Raw genomic sequence first — 24,464 nt, 5'->3', positions numbered from 1 at the left:
ATTTTTATAGAAACGTTTCGATAAACCATTGCATCTCTTTTTGTAAGCGCTTATAATTTTGGTATACACAGGTGAAACGTTTCGATTAACAAATAAAAGTTAAAGGCGGGATGGAATGAGAGCGACACAATTAGTGCAGGAGATGACAGTAGCTGAAAAGGTGGGACAGCTTGTTCAGACACTGCCATCCATTTTTTCGGATGATGAGCAAGATGTGATCACCGGACCGATTGCGGAGTTGTTGAAAGAAGACGGCATCACCGACGAGAATAGGTGGAACATCGGATCGGTCATCGGGATCAGCAACGCTAAACAAGCGCAAAAGTTGCAGGAAAGTTACTTGCGACATAATCGACTCGGCATCCCGCTCTTGTTCATGGCGGACATCATTCACGGACACCGTACGATTTTCCCGGTCCCGCTCGCGATGGCCTGTTCGTGGGATCTCAACGAAATTGAACAAATGGCACGCACTTCTTCCGTTGAAGCGACCGTTTCCGGTCTACACGTCACGTTCTCTCCTATGGCTGACTTGTCACGCGACCCACGATGGGGGCGTGTCATGGAATCGAGCGGAGAAGACGTGTGGTTGAACGGTGAGATGGCGGCGGCATTCGTCCGTGGTTATCAGTCGGACGATTTGACGAGAGACGATACGCTGGCTGCCTGCGTCAAGCACTTCGCGGCGTATGGCGCGCCGGAAGGAGGACGCGACTACAATACGGTCGATGTATCTGACCGCGAGCTGCGTGAGTTCCATTTGCCGGCCTATAAACGAGCCCTTGAAGAGGGGGCGAAGATGGTAATGACGAGTTTCAATGTCGTCCATGGTGTTCCGGCCACGGCTAGTGAATATCTAATGCGGGATATCCTCCGCAGTGACTGGGGCTTTGAAGGTGTATTGATCTCGGACTGGACTGCAATCAAAGAACTCATCCATCATGGCGTCGCCGAGACGCTGAAGGATGCGGGTGAACTCGCACTCCGAGCTGGCGTTGATATTGATATGATGTCGGGCGCATACACGAATCATCTGGAAGCGGTGCTTGCAGATGGGGTCGATGAGGCTTTACTGGATGAGGCGGTCTTGCGGATCTTGAAGCTAAAAGAAGAATTAGGTTTATTCGACAACCCTTACCGAGGGATTGATCAAGCGAAAGAGACAACGCTCCACCTTTCAGATGGGCATCGAGACCAGGCGCGTCGTCTGGCAGAAAAGAGTGCGGTCCTTTTGAAAAATGATGGTGTCCTTCCGTTACAAAAGCAACGCATCGCGCTCATCGGACCGTTCGCCGACTCAAACGACGTGCTTGGTCCGTGGGACGGATATGGGAAAAGAGAAGAAGCCGTGACGTTGCGGCAGGCATTTGACCGGGCTGAAATTCCTTATGTGTTTGCGGAAGGATCGACCGTCGAAAAAGAAATTGATTGGACGGAGGCTTGCCGCATCGCAGAACAGTCGGATGTCGTCATCCTGGCGCTTGGCGAAGCCTCGTGGATGAGCGGTGAAGCCGGCAGCCGTACGGACATTCGTCTTCCGAAGACACAGCGCGAAGGGCTTAAGCGTCTAAAGTCACTCGGGAAACCAGTCGTGACGATTTTGTTCAATGGCCGTCCGCTCGATTTGCGCGACGTCGTTGAACATTCGGATGCGGTGCTTGAGGCCTGGTATCCGGGAACTGAAGCTGGTTCGGCGCTTGTGAACTTATTGTACGGGCAAGTCAGTCCGTCGGGGAAACTGACGATGTCGTTTCCTTATAACATCGGACAAGTACCGATCCGCTACGACGCGTTGCGGACAGGGCGTCCGTCAGACATCGAACACGCTGACCCACGCTACACGAGCAAATATCTCGACGCACCGAACGAGCCGCTTTTCCCTTTCGGATATGGTATGACATACACAACGTTTAGCTACAACGATTTCATCGTCAAAGACAAAACAGGCGGCATCGTCGAGGCGACTGTCGTCATTCGAAATGATGGGGCGACGACGGCAGAAGAAATTATCCAATGGTATATCCAAGACAACATAGCCAAAGTCTCACGGCCGGTCAAACAATTGAAAGGGTACGAGAAAGTGACCCTCAAAGCCGGCGAATCCGTGACGGTAACGTTCACCGTTGAAGGAGATATGCTCCGCTATCTTCAGCCGAACGGTTCGTTTGACGCTGATCAGGGAACGTTTACGCTTTTTGTGGGCCCGAACAGCCGTGACGTATTGGCAAAATCTTTTGAACTAAAAACAAAAACGAGGTGTACGACGTGAATGTATTAACCGAACAGACAACACTAACATGCGGAGACGTGAGCCTTTCGCTCACTCCGATGGGAGACATCCGCCAATTTAAAACCGGACCGATCATGGTCAATCAGTTAATCCATCATCCATTTGACGGCTCGATGGCAAACCTTTATGTCCGACATGAGGGCGGAGTTGCCCGACCGTTGCTGGGATTGCATTCACCTAGTGATTTCGCGGCCTCTGGTCAGGAAATCGTTTGGTCAGGACACTATCCGGAGTTCGCATATGAAGTACGAGGGACAATCAGTGACCACGGCGTTCGCTTTGACGCTACATTCGAAGGGACAGGTCAATTCGACGTCACGTACGTCCAAGATCTCGGGCTTGCTGATGAAGGTGGTGTTCGCACGAATGAGGCTTACATGGCCCAGTATATCGACTATATGAAGACGGATACGGCGCTGATGGCGCGCCAAAATCAAAAGCAGTCGACCGGGTTCCCGGCGATTCGAATGACGTCGTCCCGAACTATCGCAGAATATGCGACGGATGGTTTTGATGTATATGGTACATCGTATAAATTGACCGGGCGGGCCGCAGGACTAGACAATGCGTTGCCTTCCCGTGTCTATCAATATGAGTTCGCTTTACCGACACTTCGTACAGAGACGTTAGACATGGGGACGGAACGAGAAATCACATTCGAATTATCATTCGTTCAAGATCATCCTGAAGAGCTGACAGAGAATTCAATCAAGCATTTCACAACAATCGAAGCGGGCACGCCTGTCGATCAAACAGTACGTCCGCGCCCGCGGCTTCACCAATCGTTCCAACCAATCAGCGGTGGCGGGCTCGCGATGAGCGAAATCGAGCGCCTCTACCCGGTGCGACGACTCGAAGAGATAGAGGGTGGACAGCTCATGTCCTTCTTCACCGAAGAGGGTTCGCACGTCGTCTTAGCGGCGAAAGAGCATCTCGTTGAGCGAAGTCACGGGAACATCTTATTGAACGCTGGGAGTCTGATGCCGGACGAGTCGAAGCTCGCGACGACCGTATTCATGAACGGTGTCTTTAACTCGCATATCGTTTACGGCAACACAAACTTCAACAAATGGACGACCAACGTCCGTAATCCACTCAATGTCCCGAAAACGTCAGGGCAACGCATCTATGTCGAGATGAACGGGGCATACCGTTTGCTGACGATGCCGAGTCTGTTCGAGATGCGTCTGAACGAGGCCGTATGGCGCTACGAGTTAGACGGGGAGACGATTATCGTCCGTACAGTTATCGCCTCAGATGCTCCTGTTATCAAGACGACCGTCGAATCGTCGCAATCGCGACGGATCGTCATGAGCCACCAGGTCGCGATGAACACGCAAGAGTACGTCGTTCCGTTCCGTATGGAGCAGATGGACAACCGGCTCCTATTCAAAGCGGACAATACGGCAGACAGCGCCGGAACACGACCTGATTTGGCGTACGCGATCGAAAGCAATCAGCCGTTTGAGCTCCTCAAAACGTCAGATTGGTTCGACCGACTGTTTGAGGACGATCTCGTCTGGATGTCTTTTGAGCCGAGTGAGCGTGTGACGATGCACCTTGGACTGGCCACTCACGTCCCGTTCGGACTTGATGAAAATCAGGAGCGACACGCTTACCGGAGGTGGATGGATAGCTATATGAACGGACTCACGATTGAAGGTGAGACACCTGACATCGAAGCGTTGAATATTCAAGCGTTTTGGTACGTTCAAAACATGCGGGTGCACTATCAATCACCGCACGGTCTAGAGCAGTATGGTGGAGCCGCTTGGGGGACGCGGGACGTTTCACAAGGGCCGATGGAGTTCTTGCTTGCGACCGGTCATTTTGAAGAGGCGCGAAAACTCTTGCTCGTGATTTTCAGTCATCAATTTAAGGACGGAGATTGGCCACAATGGTTCATGTTCGATGAATATGAGGGTATCCAACAAGAGGATAGTCATGGCGATGTCATCGTTTGGCCGCTCAAGGCATTGTCGGATTACTTAGCCCGAACTGAGGACGTGACGTGTCTAGACGAAATAATTCCATTCCGCTATCGTGATGGAAAGACAGAAGCGGAAGCTTCACTGTATTCGCACGTGGAACGAGCACTTGGATTCATTGAAGATCACTTTGTCGAAGGTTCTGTCTTTTCGGCTTACGGTGGAGGAGACTGGGACGACACGCTCCAACCAGCCGATGAGGATTTGAAACGTCACCTCATCAGTTCATGGACGGTCACATTGACGTACCAAACGTTCCGTCAGTTGCACGAACAGTTGCCGGCGTCACATTTGGCAGATCGTTTAGGTGAGTTGAGCCAAGCAATTCGGAAGCAGTTCACAGACGAGATGATTCGAGACGGGGTTATCGCAGGATTCTTAAAAGAAGTTGATGGACGCTTTGAGGCGATGCTTCATCCGTCCGACGAAACGCTGCCAATGCGCTACCGCTTGTTGCCAATGACGCGCAGTGTCATCGCTGAACTTGTCGACCAAGACCAGATGACACGTAACTTTGATTTGATCGCCACGCATTTGACGTTCCCGGACGGAGTCCGTCTCATGAACCGACCTGCCGAGTACCAAGGCGGAGTCAGTCGTCACTTTATGCGGGCCGAACAGGCCGCGAACTTTGGTCGTGAGATTGGGCTGCAGTACGTTCATGCTCATATTCGCTACATCGAGGCGCTCGCGAAGGCGGGGCTTCGAGAGAAAATTCGCCCGGCCTTCAATATGATTAACCCGGTCCGGATGGATGAAGTGAAAAATGCCGCACCGAGACAACGAAATGCCTACTTCAGTAGTTCGGATGGAGATTTCGCTGACCGCTATACGGCGGAGGCGCAGTTCAACCGTTTGAAAGATGGAGCGGTACCCGTGAAAGCAGGATGGCGCATTTATTCGAGTGGACCGGGAATCTGGTTCAACCAGCTCGTCTCGAATTACCTGGGGATTCGTCTCGGGACAAATCATGTCGAATTCGATCCGATTGTCGATGCGGACACATATGTGAAAATCCGCCTGTTCGGTGCGGAGACGATGGTCCAGTTCCGTACGGGTGAGCCGAGTATAACGCTGAATGGTCAGAAGTTGAACGGTCACACTCTAACGAATCCATACCGCGAAGCAGGACAGCGTGTCGAAAAAGATGAATTTTTGCGCTACGCCAAGGAAAAGAATGAGTTAGTGATTACGGTGAAGGGGTGACGAATTCGTCACCCTTTTCTTAATAGGAGGACCATATGAACGCAAAAAAAGTGAGCACAGTCTATCAAGTATATCCAAAGAGTTTTCAAGACAGCGACGGTGACGGGGTCGGTGATTTACAAGGAGTGATCAGTCGCCTCGACTATTTAAGCTGGCTCGGGGTAGAGATGATTTGGTTGAATCCGGTTTACGTCTCACCCGGTTACGATAACGGCTATGACGTCGCAGACTATACACGAATCGATTCTCTGTTCGGGTCGATGGATGATATGAACGAGTTGATTCGTGAAGCACGTGGCAGAGGAATCGGCATCATGATGGACATCGTCGCCAATCACACGTCGCATCAGCATGAGTGGTTCCTTCAATCCGAACGTGACCCGGAAGGAGAATTTAGTGATTTCTACATTTGGCGTGATACGCCGAATGAATGGAGATCGTTCTTCGGGGGTGGGACGTGGACGTACTCACCGATTCGGGGTCAGTACTATTTCCACGCATTCGCTCCGGAACAACCAGATTTGAATTGGGGGAATGAGCAAGTACGCAAGGAAATGTCAGCAGTCTTAGCATTTTGGGTCGAGCGCGGGGTGACTGGTTTTCGGTTTGATGTCATTGATTTAATTGGTAAAGACGTCAATCGAAAGCAATGGCTTGTCTTTCCGTTGATGCGCCGTTACTTGAAAGATTTAGTCGCGCAAGTTGACACCTCTTCCTTGTTGCTTGTTGGGGAAGCGGGCGGGTTGACTCCGAACGAAATTCTAACTTTGCAACGGGACGGTTCGCTCGACGTCGTCTTCAATTTTGAAGTGTGTGCTCTCGATGAGCAGGCAGGGCAAGGCAAATGGGAGCTTGCTCCGTTCGAGCCGTCGAGACTGAAAACCACTCTCGATACGTGGCAACGAGCGTTTGCGGTGGAAGGACGCAATAGCCTGTTCTGGAACAATCATGATCAACCGCGTGTCATTTCACGGTGGTATGATGGTGACGAGCGGGCTGCGAAGATGCTCGCAGTCCTCCTGTACGGGTTGAAAGGAATCCCGTTTTTGTATCAAGGAGAAGAGATCGGGATGACGAACGGTACGATTGCGACAGAGGAGTACCAAGATATCGAGACGCTAAATTATTTGCGGACGGGTGGAACGCTTGATGCTGTTCGCATGAAAGGACGTGACCATGCCCGAATTCCGATGGCATGGAACGAAGGAACGAACTCGTTCAGCACGGGAATACCGTGGCTTCGATCAGCTCACGACGAAGCAGGCAGGGACGTCGCGACGATGCGTTCAGATGAAACGAGTCTGCTTCATCTGTACCGAGAATTGATTGCGTTACGCCGGACAAATAGACTGCTTCGAGACGGAGCTTATGAACTCGTCCCGACGGAGGAGCGGCTATATGTGTATCGCCGCATAATCGATGGAGAGCCCCCACTCCTTGTCGTCGCAAATTTGTCTCAAGATACGCTACCGCTACCCAGTGGTTGCGGGGAACGTTTAGTTTCGACAGAGAAGGTTGAGGCGCCAATGCTACGGCCATATGAAGCGTTCATATGTTATAATTTTTGACAGAAGGAAGTGAGGAAATGGCAGGAATTAAAGACATCGCAAAAGAGGCTGGCGTTTCGATATCGACCGTCTCATATGCGCTGAACGGCAGTCCGAAAGTGACAGAAAAGACGAGGCAACGCATCATTAAAATCGCTGAAGAGTTGAACTACGTGCCGAACGCTGCGGCGAGGACGCTAAAAACGAGAAAGACGCATATTATTGGAGCCTTTTTAGGCGATTATTCCGGATCGTTCTATGGAGAGTTATTAAAAGGCATCAACCAAGAGCTGTCTGATACTGGCTATGAGTTGATTGTTTGCAACGGTCCCGAATCACATCGTCTGATGACCGAACGCATGGTGGATGGGGCGCTCATCTTAGGGCATCGCTTCACCCAAGAACAGATTTTAGAGTTCGCAGACCGAGGCCACCCGCTGACGATGCTCGACCGTGAGATTGAGCATCCGAACATCAGTTGTGTGCTGCTCGATAATCAGATTGGGATGAATCAAGAGATGGACGCCATCCTAGAGACCAATCCTGGACAAATCCAACTTGTGAACGGACCGGTCGGCAATCATGACGCTGTCGAACGACGGAAAGTTGTCGTTGATCGCGCGAACGCGGCTAGGGTAACCGTCCGGGAATGGACCGGTGAATTCACGAAACGGTCAGGCATTCGTGCAGCGAGTGACTTACTTGAAGTTCTCGAAGAAGGGGATGCTATTATCTGTTTAAATGATGACATGGCGCTCGGGGTTTATGACGTCTTGCAAAACTCTTCTTTCAGAATCGGGGAAGACATTTCGCTCGTTGGCTTTGATAAACTCGAGATTACCAACTATACGCAGCCCCGAATCGCGAGCGTCAGTTATTCGAAGCCTGACTGGGGCAAAAAGGCGGCTCGCGCATTACTCCATCTGATTGAAGAGAAAGAAAATTCGAAAGAGACAATCCCTTCAAAGTTCATGAAAGACGCCTCGATTCGAAAAAAAAATAATAAAAGATAAAATACGTATTGTAAGCGGATACATTGTGAACTATAATGTTTATAGAAACGTTTAACCTGTTGATTTGCAGTAAAACCTTTGTATAAACATTATTTTTTTACACGATAATCGAAACGTTTCGATTATCGAGAAACGGAGGAATTCAGATGAAGAAATTAGGGTTAGCAGCGGTAGCGGGCACGGTAATCATTTCAGGTCTATTGGCGGGATGTTCTTCTGGATCGAGCGGCGATGACGCAAATACTATCACGGTCTGGGCAATGGGTGAAGAAGGAAAAGCTTTACCGAAACTAGCAGAACAGTATGAAAAAGAAAACGAAGGCGTCAACGTCAAAGTACAAGCAATCCCTTGGGATACAGCGCACGATAAACTGTTGACTGCGGTCGCTTCGAAAAATGGTCCAGATGTCGTCCAAATGGGAACATCTTGGATGCCTGAATTCGTAGAGGCGGGAGCACTCGCGAATATGAAAGATTTCGTAAAAGATTACCCGGAACTTGATCCATCAAACTTTTATGAAGGATCGGTTGAAACGGTTCAATTCGAGGACGGTCTTTACGGGGCACCTTGGTATGTCGATACACGTGTTCTTTATTATCGGAAAGACGCACTTGAAAAAGTAGGTTACCCGGAAGCGCCAAAAACGTGGGATGAATTAGAAGACGCTTCGAAAAAACTTGCAGCTCGTGACGGGGAAGACATGTACGGGATTACGTTGGACACGAACGACCAAATGCTATCGTTTATGTTCGCTCGTCAAAACGGTTCAGAGCTGTTAACAGAAAATCAAGAGCCGCTCTTTGATCAACCAGAATTCATCGAAAGCGCAGAATATTTAACAAACTACTTCACAGAAGGATATGCACCAATCGATTTAGGGCTTGATGTTGTGCAGGCGTTCGGGGCAGAAGAACCGAACGTGCCGATGTTCATCAGTGGGCCATGGATGATTAACATTATCAATGATCAAATGCCTGAAATTGAAGAGAAGTGGGGTACAGCCGTTCTTCCAGCGAAAGAAAATAATATCTCGTTCCTTGGTGGATCGAACTTAAGTATTTTTGAAAGCAGTGAAAAGAAAGACGAAGCCGCAAAGTTTATCGCATATATGAGTAAACCAGAAACACAGACTGAGTGGATGGAGATGACGAAGTCACTTCCATCAACAAAAGCGACATGGGCAGAGAACGAGACGCTCAAAAACGATGAGAAACTCAGAACATTCGGTGAGCAGATGGAAGCGGCAGAGCCGATGCCGATGATGATAACGTGGGAAAAAGTAGCACAAACATATTTGCAGAGCTTTGAGAAAATGTATCGCGGTGCGGCTACTGTAGAGGATGAAGTTAAGGTGTTCCAAGAAAAAGCGAAGTCGATTTTAAAATAAACAGAGGGGTACCCCCCCTCTCGTTTAATTAAAGGAGAACCTTATGAAACAATTTCTTAATGATCGAGCGCCGTATGTGCTCGTCGCGCCGACGGTTCTTTTGTTACTCATGTTCTCAATCATGCCTTTATTTATTGCTTTTTTCATGAGTTTTACAGACATGGATTTGGCGGGAATTGCGAACTGGGCAAACATTGAATGGATCGGACTCACCAATTACATTGAAATTTTCAAAGATGAAGTGTTCATCCAAGCGTTATTGAACACGATTGTTTATGTCGTTATTGGAGTACCGATTGTGATAGGTCTTTCGCTCGCGATTGCGATGGCAATCAATTTCGGGACTGGTAAAGTTTTCGAATGGTTCCGTGTCGTCTTTTATATGCCGTCAATCACGAACGTCGTAGCAGTCGCAGTTGTCTGGGGCTTCTTGTTTAATCCACAGTATGGTCTCTTCAATTTTCTATTAAATACAGTCGGTCTTCCAGACGTCCCATGGCTACAAGATCCGTTTATCGCTAAGTTATCGTTGATCATGCTTGCCGTATGGCGTGCGGTCGGAATCAATATGATTATTTTCTTGGCAGCACTGCAAGGGATTCCACGCACGTACTATGAAGCGGCAGCGTTAGATGGGGCAAGTACGTTCCAGCAAATGTTTAAGATTACAATTCCGTTGCTCCGATACGCGATTTTCTTCGTAACGGTGACAACTTTAATCGGATGGATTCAGTTCTTCGAAGAACCGCTCATCATGACCGAGGGCGGTCCGCTCAATTCGACGACGTCGCTCGCGTTGTTTATCTACAACAACGGCTTCCAGCTCAGTAACTTCGGTTATGCGGCTGCCGGGTCGGTCGTGCTGTTCATTCTGATCATTACAGTGACACTCATTCAGTTCCGTCTTCAAAAGAACGAAAACAACTATTAAGGAGGGGCATTCATGATTCCAAATGAAAAACCGGTAGCCGTGAATGTGAAGCGGGAGAAATTCTCGCCACTTCCCGACTTAAACCATAAACGAAAAGCCAAACTCTCGCAGTTGCTCGTCGCGCTTGTTTTGACCGTCCTCGGTATCGCTTTCATGTTGCCGTTCTTCTGGATGGTAATATCGTCCTTTAAAACGGATGCGGAAATCTTGTCGCTACCGCTGACAGTCTTACCTGAGAACGTGACGTTCGAGCATTACATCGATTTATTCGTGAATTTAAACTTTTTAACGTATTTGAAGAATACGTTGTTAATCGTGCTCGCATCATTTTTCGGTCTATTGCTCACGGCGATGGCTGGTTATGCGTTTGCGAAGCATAAGTTTAAGGGGAGTAACATCTTGTTCATCGGTGTCTTGGCGACAATGATGATTCCAGGTCAGGTTACGATGATTCCCGTTTATTTGATGCTCAATCAAATGGGTCTGACGAACACCATGATGGGGATTGTCCTCCCCGGTCTCGTTGGTGCGTTCGGGGTATTCTTGTTCCGTCAGTTCATGACGACGATTCCTGAGGAAATGTTAGAAGCGGCCCGATTGGATGGAGCGAGTGAGTTTCGAATTTTCTTCTCAATCATATTGCCGATGTCAAAACCGATTTTGGCGGTACAAGGAATTTTAACTTTCATCGGTGCTTGGAACAGTTTCTTGTGGCCACTTATTATCGCTAATGATGAAGCTCTTTACACATTGTCGGTTGGATTAGCGCTTCTACAGGGGCAGCATGGTGGAAACTACGCCTTACAGATGGCTGGGGCCACATTCATGGTTGTGCCGATTATCATTATCTTTATGATTTTCCAAAAACATATCATCGAAGGATACAATATATCTGGAATGAAATAAAATAATGGTGAACTAAAAGAAAGGGATTTCCGATTTGGAAATCCCTTTCTTTATTTGAATTTCTGAATCATCAACGCGAGCGATCGGTTGATCATCTTCATCTCGTCATCTTCGAGGACGGAGAACATCTCTTCAGCGAGACGTTTTTCAATCGCATCGATTTGTTTCGAGTACGCCAGGCCGTTCGGACCAAGCCGGATGAAGCTTTCTCGAAGGTTCTCAGGATTTTTTTCCCGCGCGACGAAGTCACGTTGCTCGAGCACTTTGATCACCTGACTGACGGCACTTTTTGAGATGGACATCTTCGTCGCAATCTCTGTCGTCGTCCACGTCTCTTGGCGTTTAAAGAGAAGTAGCATTTGTTCTTGTTGATAACTCAACTCGAACTCGTTCAATTCCGTGAAATATTTCGTGAACAGCAAGTCGAGCTCATCGATTTGACGATACATCGTGAGGACTTGTTGTTTTCGTGTTTCATTCAACGTGTCATTCATCCTTTCTTTACGGTGTCCGTCGGAACGTTTCGCTCCGGAGATATAAGAGGACACCACACACTAATCCGATTATACCAAACGCTAGCAAGAGCGTTTGAATCGGGACAGCCAAGGCAACGAGAACCGATAAGATGGCGAACGCGATCGGTTCCAGGCCCGAGGCGGCGAGTGACATGATACTCATGACGCGTCCAATTTTGTCAGAGTCGCTTTGTTCCTGCATGATGGTGACGGTCGGCAAGTAGACGAGCATGATCATAAATCCGCTCATAGAGGCCGCGACCGCGAGAAGCGGAATCGATTGAACTTGCGTATAGAGAAAGAATGCACCGAGTGTCAGAAACAGTGCGCGGAAGACGAAGCGTCCACGATGAACGGACCGCAGGAATAGAATCAGGAAGCTTGCGACGAACGTCCCGACGGCGAGACCGCCTTCAATCATACTCAAATCAAATGCCGTCCCTCCGACCGCACCGACGAGAATCGGGATACTCATGATGAGCGGTCCCATGACGAACAAGTTAACGATAGCGATGGCGAACGTCCCACTTCGTAAAACAGGTGTTTGAGATACGTAACGAATGCCCTCTTTCAAATCAACGAGTACATCTTTCGGTGAGAGCGGAGCGACCTCGGGAATGTTGTCTTGAATCAACCGCGGCATAATCAAAATCGCGGAGAGAAAAATCAACACAGCCGACATCCCGAAACTGAGACCAAAACTTCCCCACGTCAGTAGGATCCCTGCAAGGAACGGACCGATGACGAACATCAGCTCGAGTGACCCTTGGAAAAGGGAGTTCGCCCGTTGCAACTGTTGACCTGATACGATTGAAGGCATAAGTGATGACAGTGCCGGGTATGACATACCGTCTAAAAGACCAAACAATACGGAGATAATCAAGAGGGCTGTCACCGAATACGCGTCAGCGAAATGGAGCGAAACGACAATTAACATCAACACGCCTTGTCCGATATTCGTTAAGCATAACAAGCGACTCTTTTGGAATCGGTCGGCGAACACACCGCCAAATACCATCATGACGACACGCGGCAACGAGACCGCCGTCAAGATAATCCCGAGAAGTGCCGGTTGCTTCAACACATCGATCGTCAACCATGAGACGCTCAAGAAGAAAATCGAAAACCCGAGCGTGAGCGTCATCCCGGATAACCAAGTGAACACAAACCGAGAATTCTTCAATAAACTCATTTTTATAACCTCTTACTTTCATTCTTCAACATATAGTTAAGTTAACTAAACTATAAGGCAAGAAGTTCGTATCGTCAAGAAACATGACTTTGGTACGAAAATGTAAAATAACGGAACTTTTCTCATGTTCATCCCGTATAGTGGAATAAGAGGTGAAACAAAATGAACAAGCAAGAACGACTACATACAATCAAACAATCAAATCGAAAGCGACTCTTGCAACGCCTACTCTTAGCGCTTCCGGCAGGTCTCGCGGTCTACTTCTTAATGCGGACGGACGGGAACATCTGGATCGGATTCGCTATCATCGGCGGGGTGTTGCTTGCGACACGTTACTTCTTTTCGAATGAAGCAGACGCGATCAGTCAATTGTCGGACCAGGAACAGGTGAAACGTGTTGTGACACTGCAGTATCACCTGGACTTCCTCTTCATCGCGTTGCTCGGACTCGTCAATCCGCTAGCCATTCGAATCATGGAATGGTCTTGGATTCCTGCGGTTCTCATCGGTGGGGCATTGCTTTATATCTTATGGGCTCAAGAGAAGCTCGATCAACAAATCCGCTGGCTCGACCCGGAACAACCGACACGTCGCGAGATTCGACGATTCTGAAAGGATGAATGAGATGAACAAACAAGAACGAATCAATACGATTTATCGTTATCAACAGCGTTGGCTCTTTTGGAGAATGGGAGTGGCAGCTCTGACTGGGATGTTTGTCTTTCTTGCACTTCAGTCTGACGGTGCGTCAAAGTATATTATTCCATTAGGGGTCACATTAGTGGGCATGCTGTTCGCAATCGGACGAGAGCGTCGCTTCGTCAGAAAGTTGACGAATGTGGAACAAGCCAAGCGCATCATCGATTGGCAATATGTATCGGAAATGGGACTCCTCGTCTTGTTGGCGATTCTCTTCCCATTAATCGTCCTAATCAATTGGCCGGCATGGTCGCTTTTCGTTGTCTTCTTAGGCGGGGTCATCTTATTGCAAGTCGCACAGAAAATGCTCGACCGACAGATGCCGCAGTATGACGAAGAACAGCCGATGCGTCGTGAAATCAAACTCGACTTTGTAAAAGACTGAGGTGATGCCGTGGACAAAGCAGAGCGATTTGAAAGAATTGAACAGTTTGAGAAACGATATACTCGTCTCAACATCATCGTGAGCGTAGTCATGCTAGGAGTATCCATCTATTTTCTTTCGACATGGAGTCCGTATAGTATTCTTTTACCTGGTGTCGCACTTCTCTATACGACATGGCTTGAATGGCACAAGATGAAACTGCAGCAATCCTTCAACGAATCCACAAGCTATCATCGTCTATTACGAATCGATTTTGCTGTCATGTTGAGCAGTTTGATCTGGTTTGTGATTTTGATTGGGTTGTATTTCAGTGGAGTCAATATCTTACCGTGGCTAAGTTGGACGCTCCTTATTGGCGGTCCGTGTCTCATATTGATTCCGCTTTGGATTGACCGAAAACAGTCCGCGCTTGATGAACACCATGTCACATCGGGCGAATGGACCCGGGCAAACCGGGAACGTTTGAAACATACGTTAGATGATATTTCAAGGAAAGGTCGTAAGCAGTCATGACAAAGAAAGAACGGATTCAAGTAATCGGAGGATATCGGCAGTCACGACAAACCCTCCACCTTTGGCTCACGGGAGCCTTTATTTTTTGTAACAGTTTTGTGCTCGGTTTTGACACGTGGTGGATATGGGGAATCGGTTCGGTCCTCACGGCACTCCTACTCATAGGACTGACAATCAAGGAAGGACGTGTCTTACAGATTTTCGCGGCGGGTCGAGGCATCCTACTGACAAAACGCTTATATCGCCTCTATTCTTACTGGATTGGAGCGGTCACAGCAGCAGTTCTCTTCAGTCGTCTGCAAATTGCACCCGTCGCATGGATCATTTTCGGTCTAAGCATCGTCATGTTAGCATGGACGCACTATCAGACCGTCCAACAATTGCGACAAGCCGACCCGGAGCAACCGACACGAGATGAGGTGACGAAGCACTACCGCTCGTATGAAAGGAGTTCATATGCTGACGAAAGAAAAGCGAATTGAGCAGTTGCTGGAGCAGGATGACAGTCATTGGCGTTGGGGGTGGGGCGTCGCCATCGCAACCGTCGTGATGACGCTCGTGATTGCCACGCAGTCTAAACTCTATCCTCCGCTCCTCATCTTCATCAGCTTTTTCCCATATCTCTGTTTCGAGTGGCGGAAGACAAAGCTTCTCCTCACCTTTAACGAGGATGCGCGTTATCAACGTCTAGTGTATACAGACTTTGGGATCCAGTGGCTCTGCTTCGTGTTAACCATCTGCTTGTTGGCTGCCTATTATGCCGACTCGTTGTCGCCCGTCGTCGCGATTGCTGGGTTGTTTGGGATCGGTGTGATGTCGATTCTGGCACCGTATGTCATCAATCGACACTTGCATACGCTCGATGCGCATCATGTACGTGGGAAAGAATTGCGCGAAGCGCGCGATCGACGCTTCCATGAATCCAAAACGAACACCTGAGAAGGGTTCGTTTTTTGTTTGAGGACATCGGTCCTTTTCTTCTTCGGCACGGAGGCGTAAGCTGACAATGTATACAGAACTAGAAGAATCGAGGAAGACATTCATGTTAGCTATTTTGATTGGATTGACGATTGGGATTTTGCTGCCGATGCAGACGAGTGTCAACTCACGTTTGCGTCAGGTGGTCGGCTCGCCGTTCGTTGCATCTTTTTTATCGTTTACGGTCGGGACGATCTTTTTGTCCCTATTGCTCTTCTTGACCGGACAGTCATTCGGATTTGACGGCTCGGTGATTCAGGAAGGTCCGGATTGGATGTGGATTGGCGGACTGTTAGGGGTCTTGTTCTTAACGGGAAATATCCTGCTGTTCCCAAGACTCGGAAGTGTCCAGACGGTCATCATGCCGATTTTTGGACAGATTTTGATGGGATTATTGATTGACCATTTTGGTTGGTTCAATTCTGTCGAACATCCAATTACGGCGCTTCGTTTGTTCGGGGTCGTGCTCGTCTTGTTAGGAGTCATCGGAACGGTCGCTTTATCCGACTGGCTCAACCGCCGAAGAGGCAAGCTGGTCGTCTCGATGGAAACAGACACCGGGGATCTGAACCTTTGGCGACTATTCGGGATTTTCACTGGGATGATGAGTGCTACGCAAACGGCCATTAACGGCTATTTGGGAACAGTGCTCGAATCGGCTCTGAAAGGGGCATTGGTCTCTTTCATTGTTGGAACGTTGGCGCTCTTGCTTATTTTACTCGTCTCACGCCAACCCGTTCCGCTCGGTCAATTGAAAGGTCAACCGTGGTGGATTTGGCTCGGTGGGATCATTGGGGCGCTCTTCATCGGAGGAAACGTCCTCATCGTACCGATTGTCGGGACAGGGATCGCTGTCATCATCGTCATTGTCGGACTGTTATGCGGAAGTTTACTGATTGACCGTTTCGGTTGGTTCGGAGCGAAGAAGAATCCGGTCACTGGTGTTCAACTTGTGAGTTTGGTTGTCATGGTCATTGGGATTGTATTGATTCGTCTATCTTAAGGGGGGAGAACGATGCGAGGGGTGTTGTTTGCAATCAGCGGAGGCTTTTTTCTGACATTACAAAGTGTGGCGAATGCGCGAATCAGTTCACAGATTGGAACGTGGCAAGCGGCGACGTTGACACAGTTCACAGGATTCATCGTCGCACTTCTCGTCATGTTGGCGTTACGCGACCGCACGTATATCGAGATGCGTCACGTGAAGCCGCTCTATTTATCGGGCGGAGCATTTGCGGCGATTATCTTATTTAGTAATATGACGGCCGTCCATGAACTCGGGGTCACGATGACAATCTCGTTGTTTCTCATTGCGCAACTGGCGCTCGCGCTCGTTATCGATTGGCGAGGCTGGTTCGGAATGGTGCGACGGAACTTGAACGGGGCTCAGTTGATTGGTGTGTTCATGATGATTGCGGGGGTCATCTTATTAAAATGGTAGGGGGAAACGTGCATGGTTGACGCGTATGTGAAGCAATTTGAATTGACTGTCTTACCTGTCGCTGCGCAGAACGAATTGCAGCTCGTCCGATACGAGCCGGGGGACGTCATCTGTACGCAAGGTGATGAAGCAGAACATCTCCGTTTCTTAGTGAAGGGGAAGATTCGCGTTTCCCATACTTCCGCTACCGGGAAGCGCCTCGTCCTCTCCTTCAAATATCCGCTCGATTTGATCGGGGACATCGAATATATTCAGCGGACCCCGTTTTTGAATACGGTCGAGGCCGTCACAGAAGTCGAAATGCTTGTCATTCGCTTCGAGGATTTGGTTCGACATGCCCACCACGATGTTGCGTGGTTACACTATTTATTAGAAGAGATCACAAGAAAATTTGAACGGAAATCACAATCACTCAGCTTCAATTTGTTCTATCCCGTTGAAGTACGCTTAGCGAGTTATCTGTTATCGATGACGCCGAATGACCAAACACTCGGCTCGACTGTCTACCAATTGACGGATATCGCTGATTTGATTGGGACGAGTTATCGTCATGTGAATCGGACGCTCCGGCGTTTCGTCGAAGTAGGCTTGATCGAACGAAATCGTCGGGTGATCACGCTCGTTGATCGGGAGGGCTTGTTGGAGATTGTCGGGGAGAGTATTTATGAATAGGAGGGGAGAATCATGGCGATTGGGATGATGCTTGCTGTCATCGGTGGAATGCTCGTCTGTGTGCAAAACACGTTTAACGCCAACGTCAAGAAGCGTGTCGGGGCATGGGCGACGACGACGCTCGTTCTCTGTCTTGGATTTTTAGCATCGCTACTCATTGGGCTGTTTCAAGAAGGTGGTGGCTTGTTCCGAGTAGAAGAGATGGAGACGTGGTTCTGGTTCAGTGGAATACTCGGCGTCGGGGTCGTCATGAGTGTGACGCAAGGCGTCGAGCACCTCGGACCGAGTTATGCCATCTCGATCGTTATGGTGTCTCAAATCTTGTTCGCGCTCCTCTGGGATACGTTAGGGTGGTTCGGCTTGAATGCCGTCCCGTTCACATGGAAGACAGTCGTCGGGATTGTCTTGATCGTCGGTGGGGTGCTCGTGTTTCAGTTGAGTGGGAAGGTACAACAAACTCGCAAGTCGATTAACCGTGCGAGTTAAATCTTAAAAAGAAGTACCACATTTTGAACGAATCTTTTTTAATAAAGACACGTATAATTTAGAAGAACAGGATGGAAGGGGTAATCATATGCTACAAGTGATGGACATGGCATGGGCAATCTTGAATCTAGGATTGTTGACGATGATTGGAGTCTTTTTATTCCGATTCATTCGCCGAGATTCAAATTGATTAGCATCTGACAATCGTCAGGTGCTTTTTCCTTTTTAATGGAAAAACCTCGAAAGTTTGCTTATAGATTGATAAGATATAAATATCGGTAAATTGGATTTTTTTTACTTTTGGAGGGGTGCTGGATGTTACGTGAAGAACGAATGGAATACTTGTACGACAAATCATGGACTAAAAAGGGTCCGCTACTAGTGATTATCATCGGGGTAGTGACAGCGCTTTGGTTATTGTTCAATGATTCAAGAATGAGCCTATCCCTGTTCATCTTTTGTGCGGCGATGCTCATGCCGCTTCTGGTAGCGACGTGGCATAAAATCCAGTTGTTTTTACAATTCAATGACTCATCCACGTACCAGCGCTTCATTTATCTAAAAGGTGTGATTCAGTTTATCCTCTTGATTGGTGTCATATCGATGTTGGCGCTCTATGCACTGAAGTACATATTGCTAGATACGTTCAGCCTCGGCTGTGCGACGCTGATTGCGAGTTGCCTTATTCTCGAGTCGTGGGTCGATTGGAAGATTCTAAAGATTGATGACGAGCACGTGGTAGAGAGTTTATTGGGGCTGATGAATCGGGAGAAGCGTAAGGGATGAAACTGATCGAGAATAGGTTTCGTAAATCAAAATAACTACAACACATAGGGGGATTCGATGGTAGACCATGAAGTCAGACTAGAACAGATGTTGAAGGATGATGAGAAACGAAAGAAGCAATTGACCCTTCCGTTGATTGGGGCTATCATCTTGACCTTTTTCTATATATGGACGACGAACGTCTTCTTGTTGTATGCCATGGTTTTCTTTGGTCAATTTCCTGCCTTATATAAATCATGGCATCGCAAGAAGTTATTACTTTCATTTAACGATGACAAACGGTATCAACAACTCGTGCGATCCGAATTTTTAATGAATCTTACTTCGCCCCTACTTGTTCTCATACTGATTGCCAGTGTGGAGCTTGAGTGGATTTCATTGTTCACGTTCGTCATCGTTGCATTAATCGGGATCATGGTTCTGTTGATTCTCAGTTTTCCAATCGACCGCAAGCTAAAAGAAATCGATCCGTTACACGTGACGGGTGTCGAGCTCGGCCATGTCCAATTTGAGCGGAAGAAACAAAAAAGGAGGAAGGTGAATGGATAAACAAGAGCGTCTCCCAAAAATGGTCGAACATGATCTCGACGCGCGAGGGGTCAGCGCGATGTTTGGCATAAGCGGCCTGTTTTTATTTCTAGTCGTTTCAGTCATAAAAGGTGTCACGGTGACGACGATTGCCTTCTCTTTCCTCGTGACCCAACTGCCGATGCTCTATCAAGCGTGGCGACGAATGAAGCTGTTACGCACGTTTAACGAAGACGAGGAATACCAACGCCTCGTTCGTCGAGAATTTCGAATCATCGTCGCCATGTTTGGATCACTTGGTGTATTCACCTTCCTCACGTGGTTCGTGTTGGATTCGATGCAGCAACTACTCGGTGTCGTATTGATTGCCATCATTCCGCTTCTCATCTTGTACGTGTCGATGGACCGTAAACTGCGTGAAGCGGATCCGGAGCATGTGACGAATCGAGAGTTACGACGCGCACATCGTGAACAATAAAAATCAGCCCTGACACACGTCAGAGCTGATTTTTTTTTTGAGTTCATGGAAATGAGAATGCCGCAGACGACCATACCGATTGTATAGAATATAAACCGGTGTCGTTCCCAAAACGAGTCATTCATCGTGTCGCCGCCACATCATCGAGCGGCGTGTCGACCATCCGAACGAACGCTTCGTCCGGGTCGGTCGTTCCAGATTCTTTAAGCCAGTCCTGGAAGTCCCCTTCATACAAAACGCGTTCACCATGCAGGAAGATGACGTGAGCATCGAGTTGAGCCAAGTCGTGTAACTGATGTGTTGAGATGAGGCACGTCTTGCCCTCGTCGACGAGGCGTTGTAGGCGACGCATGATTTGAATGCGTGACGCCGGGTCGACCCCACTCGTCGGTTCGTCAAATAAATAGAGAGAACGTTTGATGGAAGACAATAACGTCACGAAGAGCCATTTCTTCTCCCCGACCGACATCTTCCCGAGTTTCATCTTCCATAGATGTTCGAACAGTTCTTGTTCTCGGGACGTTGAAAGGTTGTTCACATAAGACTCGAGTTTCTTGAAGTCGGGGCGCTGCGACAGACGTCCGATGAAATAGGCGAAGTCTTTTCCTGTCAATTCGTGATGGTTATACATGAGTTGCGTTAAATAGAGCATATCCGTCGTCGGAACGAGTTCGAGTGATGCTTTGTCGACCGGAAGTGCCCCGGTCATACAATCAAACAGTGTCGTTTTCCCGGCACCATTTTGTCCAATCAAAACGTTCAGCTTATTCGGCTGTAGTGTGAACGAGACGCCGTCGAGAACAGGACGTGTCGCTTTCGGGTAGCGATAAGTGAGCTGATGTACGTGCATAAGAACCTCCTAGCGTGTGATGAGTGAGACGAGACTGAAGCGTTTCAACGCAATCGCACCGATGATGAAGTAACCGAGTACAGAAAGGAATGTCGCCCACACTCCGAACGAGAGGTCGACTTGAGTCGTCAGGTGCAGCAACCCGAGCGCGAATTCATGGAGCGCATAGAACGGGTTGAGAAAGCTGAACCATTGATCAGGTGAGTTGATTGCCAATAAAAAGAGCGGAAACATCAGAATGTTCGCGAACGTCCCGAGACTCGACACTTTCACCGGCAGTGCCGTGATGGCGACACTGGCAACCGCGAACGGGATACTCCCGATCAATACGAGTAGAGAAGTTGCAATCAACTTGAACGAGAAGAACCCGTGTACAAGCGTGACGACCGTTGTGAATAAGAGTAAGCTGATTGAGGCGAATAAGAGTTGCGCCAAGATGACGGCGATGACATACGTCAGTTTGTTGCCTGAGATCATCACGTACGTTTTCATCAGTCCGTATTCACGCATACGAGCGAGTTCGATGCCGACACCGTTCACATATGTAGCAAGAATAATATATACCCAGAAATAAGAGAGTCCTGGGTAGTATTCCGCTGTCGTTGCTTGGCGAATATCTGAAAACGACTGCGTCAAAGCGATTATGAGTGGGATCCCGAGCGTCCAGATGAATGGAATCTTATCGGTGACGACAACTTTGGCATACATAAAGAAATAGCTTGTGATTTGTTGCATCCTGTTCCTCCGCTTGTATGTTTGATTGTTTGTATCGTAGCACAATATACGGAAGTTGATTGGAAAAAGTTTCAAAAAATAATCCCTCATAGCGAATGAGGGATAGAAGAAAATTATTTCACTTTGTCGCGTTTCGCGATCTTGTCGCTCACCTGCTGACCGCTCAACGTGACCATCGGCATGCCACCGCCCGGGTTGACGGTCCCGCCGACGAAATAGAGGTTGTGATAGAGTTCGCTCTGTTTTTTATGCTTGAAGCCACCGTTTCGATTCTTGTCGGCGACCGTTCCGTAAATGGCTCCGCGGTCCGATCCATACGTCCGCTCGATATCGTGAGGCGTCCACACGTCGCGTGTCACGGTATGTTCACGCAGACCATCGAGACCCATTCGTTCCAACTTATCGAGCACACGCTCTTCAAAAGCGGCGTACTCTTCTTCGGTGAACGGCACATCTTGGATATACGGGATGTGTGGCAAGATTTTGATATTCTCATGTCCTGGCGGTGCCTGGGTCGGGTCGGTCTTGTTGACGTTCACGAGGTAAATCGTCGGATCGTCTGGAAGTTCATGTTTCTCAAAAATTTTATTCATCTGTTCATGTAAGTTCTCAGAGAAGAAAAAGTTATGATGGGCCAGTTGTGGATAGGCTTTCTTCACGCCGAGATGAAGGACGAATCCGGAGCTCGCCGGTTCGTATTTATCAACGAGTTTGTCGACGTACTGTTCGTCCGCATCGACCATCTTCTGATAGAACGGAATGACTTCCATGTTCGAGACGAAATAGTCGGCTGAACGGAGACGTCCATCCTCAAGCTCGATCGCTGAAATTTTTTCATTCACCGTATGGGCACGAACCACGCCTTCGCCGGTATGTAGCTTCACACCGATCTCTTCGGCGAGCTTCGTCAAGCCTTCCGCAAGCTTATGGGTCCCGCCTTCGACGTACCAACAACCTTGGGCATACTGCATGTAAATCATCATGTTGAGGACGGCTGGTGCATTATACGGAGACGATCCGACATATTTGACGTAATACGACAGCATATCCCGAAGATGTGGATTACTGATCCGTTTCTTGATGGCGCTATACATCGTCGACGTCAAATCGAATCCGAAGAGCGTCGGGAAAATACCTGTCTTCATGACCGCTTCTAAAGGTGACTCAAACCCTTCCGCCAAGTATCCCTTCTCCGTCGTCTTATAGATGCGCGCGGCATAATTCAACAGTTCACGATATTCTTGCATGTCTTTTTGAGAGAGGGAAGGGTTTGCCCGCTGCATCTGTTCGAGGTCATGGTAAAGGTCGAGGACGGTATCGTCCGGGAAGAAAGAGCGCCATTCGAGCTCAAGTCGTTTGATGGACACATAGTCTTCCATCCGTTTCCCGCTTCCGCGGAACAATTTGTCGAAGATGTGAGGCATCGTTAAAATTGAGGGTCCGAGGTCGAAACCGAATCCGTCCTGTTCGAGCCGATTCACTTTCCCGCCGATATGGTCGTTCTTTTCGTAAAGTGAGACGTCGTAACCTTTTTGAGCGAGTGAGATGGCCGCTGACAAGCCGCCGAGCCCTCCGCCTATGACGATGACCGACTTATCCACTGATGGCATATATTCGCCGCCTTTCCGAAGTGTTATTTTCAAAAAATAGAATGAGTGCTACCTCTTCTATTCCCGTTTCTAAATGAAACGAACATGCTTTTACGGATTTGCCACATCCACAAAGATGTCATCCCTGAACCGGGGAAAGTTTTGTATAGTTAGGGAACAGAGACTGAACGAAAGTAGGAATCTAAGATGATCGTAAAAACAATCACACTTCACTTTGCGAACGGGGATGAAATCACCATCCCGTTTGATGATATCGAATCGTGTCGGATGCATGATATTCAAGACGGGATGCGTGTTGCGGCGGATGGACAAGTGATCAAAGAAAAAGTGATGCACGGGCTCGACCTCGTGTTAAAAGACTCAGCGAATCAAATCGAGTGGGAAGGTGAGGATAGACCGTTTGACCGTATCTTAGGTATGTCGGATTTACAACATCTCGCCTTCGAGTTTGAAGGGATGCGAGGCAAGTCATACCGCATCGCCTGGCATGATCTAGAGGCAGTACAGAACGCATACCAGACGACAACTGAAGAACATGGGAACGTGCACGTGCATGTTCGCATCTCATAAACAAAGCCTCTCGCAAAAATAGCGAGAGGCTTCATTCGTGTGACTTCACACCGCCGGCGACGAGCGGTCCTTCAAACGTGATCGTATAGATGATGCGGGCGATATCTTCCGCTGTCTCTTCTGCGGACGGATTGTTCAACCACTCGTAGATGACGCCCATGTGTGCCGAAGAGAGGTAGGCGACGAGATATGGGGGCGGGACCATCATCTTGTCGGGATCAAACAAGGTTATCGGGGAGCGCTGAAACAAGGCCGCCTGCATAAATTTTCGAAGTTTTGTCTGAAACGTCGGGTCTCCATTTGGTCCAAGCAGCGGCTTCATGATGACTTGATTGTCTTCGATGAAGCGGATGAACGGGACAAGGTAATGGTACGAGTTGTCGGTCCGCTCGTCTCCAAAGATGTGGGGGAGATGATGAATCAACTTCTGTTCGGCCTCTTCAAAAATTTCGTTGATGCATTTCTCCATCAACTCGAACTTATCCACATAATGGCTATAAAAGGTACCCCGATTGATGCCGGCCCGCTCGGTCAATTGCTTGACGGTCACGGCTTCAAATCCCTGTTCTTCAATGAGACGAAAGAAGGCATCTTTAATCAGTTTTTTCGTCCGAATGACGCGTAAGTCAGTTTGTTCCATGCTTTTTCTCCTTTTCCTCAACACATTCATTGCATCTGTCGGAAAACCAACACGATGACCGATATTGACGATTGTTGCCACCGTGAACGGGGACTATACTGAACATACAAACCAACA

The 24,464-nt window shown here is 48.5% G+C and carries 26 protein-coding genes; 20 read left to right on the top strand and 6 right to left on the bottom strand.

The features are described from left to right. Window positions 1-115: 115 nt before the first annotated feature. The 7 genes from KNO96_RS12400 to KNO96_RS12370 all read left to right on the top strand — a co-directional run bounded on the left by KNO96_RS12400 (window position 116) and on the right by KNO96_RS12370 (window position 11,269). A complete protein-coding gene (locus KNO96_RS12400) occupies window positions 116-2,269 on the top strand; it encodes a glycoside hydrolase family 3 N-terminal domain-containing protein (RefSeq protein ID WP_251125198.1) in 2,154 nt (717 codons plus the stop codon). After that, window positions 2,266-5,484: a GH36-type glycosyl hydrolase domain-containing protein gene (locus tag KNO96_RS14485; RefSeq protein WP_214704101.1), complete on the top strand. Its 3,219-nt coding sequence runs from the start codon at window positions 2,266-2,268 to the stop codon at window positions 5,482-5,484. The genes KNO96_RS12400 and KNO96_RS14485 overlap by 4 nt, the downstream gene beginning before the upstream one ends. 35 nt (window positions 5,485-5,519) lie before the next feature. Then, a complete protein-coding gene (locus tag KNO96_RS12390) occupies window positions 5,520-7,052 on the top strand; it encodes an alpha-glucosidase (protein ID WP_214704100.1) in 1,533 nt (510 codons plus the stop codon). 17 nt (window positions 7,053-7,069) lie between these two features. Then, window positions 7,070-8,044 (top strand): LacI family DNA-binding transcriptional regulator, encoded by a 975-nt coding sequence (locus tag KNO96_RS12385; protein ID WP_214704099.1) that lies wholly within the window; start codon window positions 7,070-7,072, stop codon window positions 8,042-8,044. Window positions 8,045-8,190: 146 nt separating this feature from the next. After that, a complete protein-coding gene (locus KNO96_RS12380; protein ID WP_214704098.1) occupies window positions 8,191-9,432 on the top strand; it encodes a sugar ABC transporter substrate-binding protein in 1,242 nt (413 codons plus the stop codon). Window positions 9,433-9,475: 43 nt separating this feature from the next. Next, on the top strand, window positions 9,476-10,363 hold the full coding sequence (locus KNO96_RS12375) for a carbohydrate ABC transporter permease (protein ID WP_026824413.1): 888 nt from the start codon (window positions 9,476-9,478) through the stop codon (window positions 10,361-10,363). Between the two features lie 12 nt (window positions 10,364-10,375). Further along, window positions 10,376-11,269, top strand: a complete 894-nt coding sequence (locus KNO96_RS12370) for a carbohydrate ABC transporter permease (protein ID WP_251125199.1) — start codon at window positions 10,376-10,378, stop codon at window positions 11,267-11,269. A gap of 50 nt (window positions 11,270-11,319) precedes the next feature. On the opposite strand, the gene KNO96_RS12365 is transcribed toward KNO96_RS12370, so the two are convergent. Then, on the bottom strand, window positions 11,320-11,751 hold the full coding sequence (locus tag KNO96_RS12365; protein ID WP_214704097.1) for a MarR family winged helix-turn-helix transcriptional regulator: 432 nt from the start codon (window positions 11,749-11,751) through the stop codon (window positions 11,320-11,322). A gap of 19 nt (window positions 11,752-11,770) precedes the next feature. Next, window positions 11,771-12,976: an MFS transporter gene (locus KNO96_RS12360; protein WP_214704096.1), complete on the bottom strand. Its 1,206-nt coding sequence runs from the start codon at window positions 12,974-12,976 to the stop codon at window positions 11,771-11,773. A gap of 162 nt (window positions 12,977-13,138) precedes the next feature. Here KNO96_RS12360 and KNO96_RS12355 point away from each other — a divergent pair, with 162 nt between their 5' ends. From KNO96_RS12355 to KNO96_RS12300, 12 genes are all read left to right on the top strand, one after another. Continuing rightward, a complete protein-coding gene (locus KNO96_RS12355) occupies window positions 13,139-13,588 on the top strand; it encodes a hypothetical protein (protein ID WP_214704094.1) in 450 nt (149 codons plus the stop codon). Between the two features lie 13 nt (window positions 13,589-13,601). Continuing rightward, window positions 13,602-14,060 (top strand): hypothetical protein, encoded by a 459-nt coding sequence (locus KNO96_RS12350; RefSeq protein ID WP_214704092.1) that lies wholly within the window; start codon window positions 13,602-13,604, stop codon window positions 14,058-14,060. A 9-nt stretch (window positions 14,061-14,069) separates the two neighbouring features. Beyond that, window positions 14,070-14,573, top strand: coding sequence for a hypothetical protein (locus tag KNO96_RS12345; protein WP_214704090.1), 504 nt, complete (start codon window positions 14,070-14,072; stop codon window positions 14,571-14,573). After that, a complete protein-coding gene (locus KNO96_RS12340; RefSeq protein WP_214704089.1) occupies window positions 14,570-15,055 on the top strand; it encodes a hypothetical protein in 486 nt (161 codons plus the stop codon). The genes KNO96_RS12345 and KNO96_RS12340 overlap by 4 nt, the downstream gene beginning before the upstream one ends. Next, window positions 15,030-15,512, top strand: a complete 483-nt coding sequence (locus KNO96_RS12335) for a hypothetical protein (RefSeq protein WP_214704087.1) — start codon at window positions 15,030-15,032, stop codon at window positions 15,510-15,512. The genes KNO96_RS12340 and KNO96_RS12335 overlap by 26 nt, the downstream gene beginning before the upstream one ends. Window positions 15,513-15,615: 103 nt before the next feature. Next, window positions 15,616-16,554: a DMT family transporter gene (locus KNO96_RS12330; protein WP_251125200.1), complete on the top strand. Its 939-nt coding sequence runs from the start codon at window positions 15,616-15,618 to the stop codon at window positions 16,552-16,554. Between the two features lie 12 nt (window positions 16,555-16,566). Continuing rightward, window positions 16,567-16,992 carry a DMT family transporter gene (locus tag KNO96_RS12325; protein ID WP_214704084.1) on the top strand — a complete coding sequence of 142 codons (426 nt, stop codon included), beginning with the start codon at window positions 16,567-16,569 and terminating at the stop codon, window positions 16,990-16,992. Between the two features lie 12 nt (window positions 16,993-17,004). Next, complete coding sequence (locus tag KNO96_RS12320) at window positions 17,005-17,664, top strand: Crp/Fnr family transcriptional regulator (protein ID WP_214704082.1); 660 nt, start codon at window positions 17,005-17,007, stop codon at window positions 17,662-17,664. 12 nt (window positions 17,665-17,676) lie between these two features. Continuing rightward, on the top strand, window positions 17,677-18,150 hold the full coding sequence (locus KNO96_RS12315) for a DMT family transporter (RefSeq protein ID WP_214704081.1): 474 nt from the start codon (window positions 17,677-17,679) through the stop codon (window positions 18,148-18,150). Between the two features lie 315 nt (window positions 18,151-18,465). After that, a complete protein-coding gene (locus KNO96_RS12310) occupies window positions 18,466-18,936 on the top strand; it encodes a hypothetical protein (protein ID WP_214704080.1) in 471 nt (156 codons plus the stop codon). 57 nt (window positions 18,937-18,993) lie between these two features. Then, the gene (locus KNO96_RS12305) at window positions 18,994-19,485 is read left to right on the top strand and encodes a hypothetical protein (RefSeq protein WP_214704079.1); all 492 of its coding nucleotides are present in this window, start codon (window positions 18,994-18,996) and stop codon (window positions 19,483-19,485) included. Beyond that, window positions 19,478-19,942, top strand: a complete 465-nt coding sequence (locus KNO96_RS12300; protein WP_214704077.1) for a hypothetical protein — start codon at window positions 19,478-19,480, stop codon at window positions 19,940-19,942. Before KNO96_RS12305 ends, KNO96_RS12300 begins: the two co-directional genes overlap by 8 nt. Before the next feature lie 121 nt (window positions 19,943-20,063). Here KNO96_RS12300 and KNO96_RS12295 read toward each other — a convergent pair whose 3' ends face one another. From KNO96_RS12295 to KNO96_RS12285, 3 genes are all read right to left on the bottom strand, one after another. Next, window positions 20,064-20,792, bottom strand: coding sequence for an AAA family ATPase (locus KNO96_RS12295; protein WP_214704074.1), 729 nt, complete (start codon window positions 20,790-20,792; stop codon window positions 20,064-20,066). Window positions 20,793-20,801: 9 nt separating this feature from the next. Further along, entirely contained in the window at window positions 20,802-21,527 is a 726-nt protein-coding gene (locus KNO96_RS12290) for a hypothetical protein (protein ID WP_214704072.1), read from the bottom strand. A 113-nt stretch (window positions 21,528-21,640) separates the two neighbouring features. Continuing rightward, window positions 21,641-23,137, bottom strand: coding sequence for a phytoene desaturase family protein (locus KNO96_RS12285; RefSeq protein ID WP_214704070.1), 1,497 nt, complete (start codon window positions 23,135-23,137; stop codon window positions 21,641-21,643). A 186-nt stretch (window positions 23,138-23,323) separates the two neighbouring features. Here KNO96_RS12285 and KNO96_RS12280 point away from each other — a divergent pair, with 186 nt between their 5' ends. After that, entirely contained in the window at window positions 23,324-23,707 is a 384-nt protein-coding gene (locus tag KNO96_RS12280; RefSeq protein ID WP_214704068.1) for a hypothetical protein, read from the top strand. 31 nt (window positions 23,708-23,738) lie between these two features. On the opposite strand, the gene KNO96_RS12275 is transcribed toward KNO96_RS12280, so the two are convergent. Further along, entirely contained in the window at window positions 23,739-24,347 is a 609-nt protein-coding gene (locus KNO96_RS12275; protein ID WP_214704066.1) for a TetR/AcrR family transcriptional regulator, read from the bottom strand. Between the last annotated feature and the right edge of the window lie 117 nt (window positions 24,348-24,464).

It is taken from the genome of Exiguobacterium sp. s89, assembly GCF_018617735.1.
In the GTDB taxonomy this organism is placed as follows: domain Bacteria; phylum Bacillota; class Bacilli; order Exiguobacteriales; family Exiguobacteriaceae; genus Exiguobacterium; species Exiguobacterium marinum.
The sequence above is the reverse complement of the archived record's forward strand: the minus strand, read 5'-3'. Positions and strand labels throughout refer to the sequence as shown.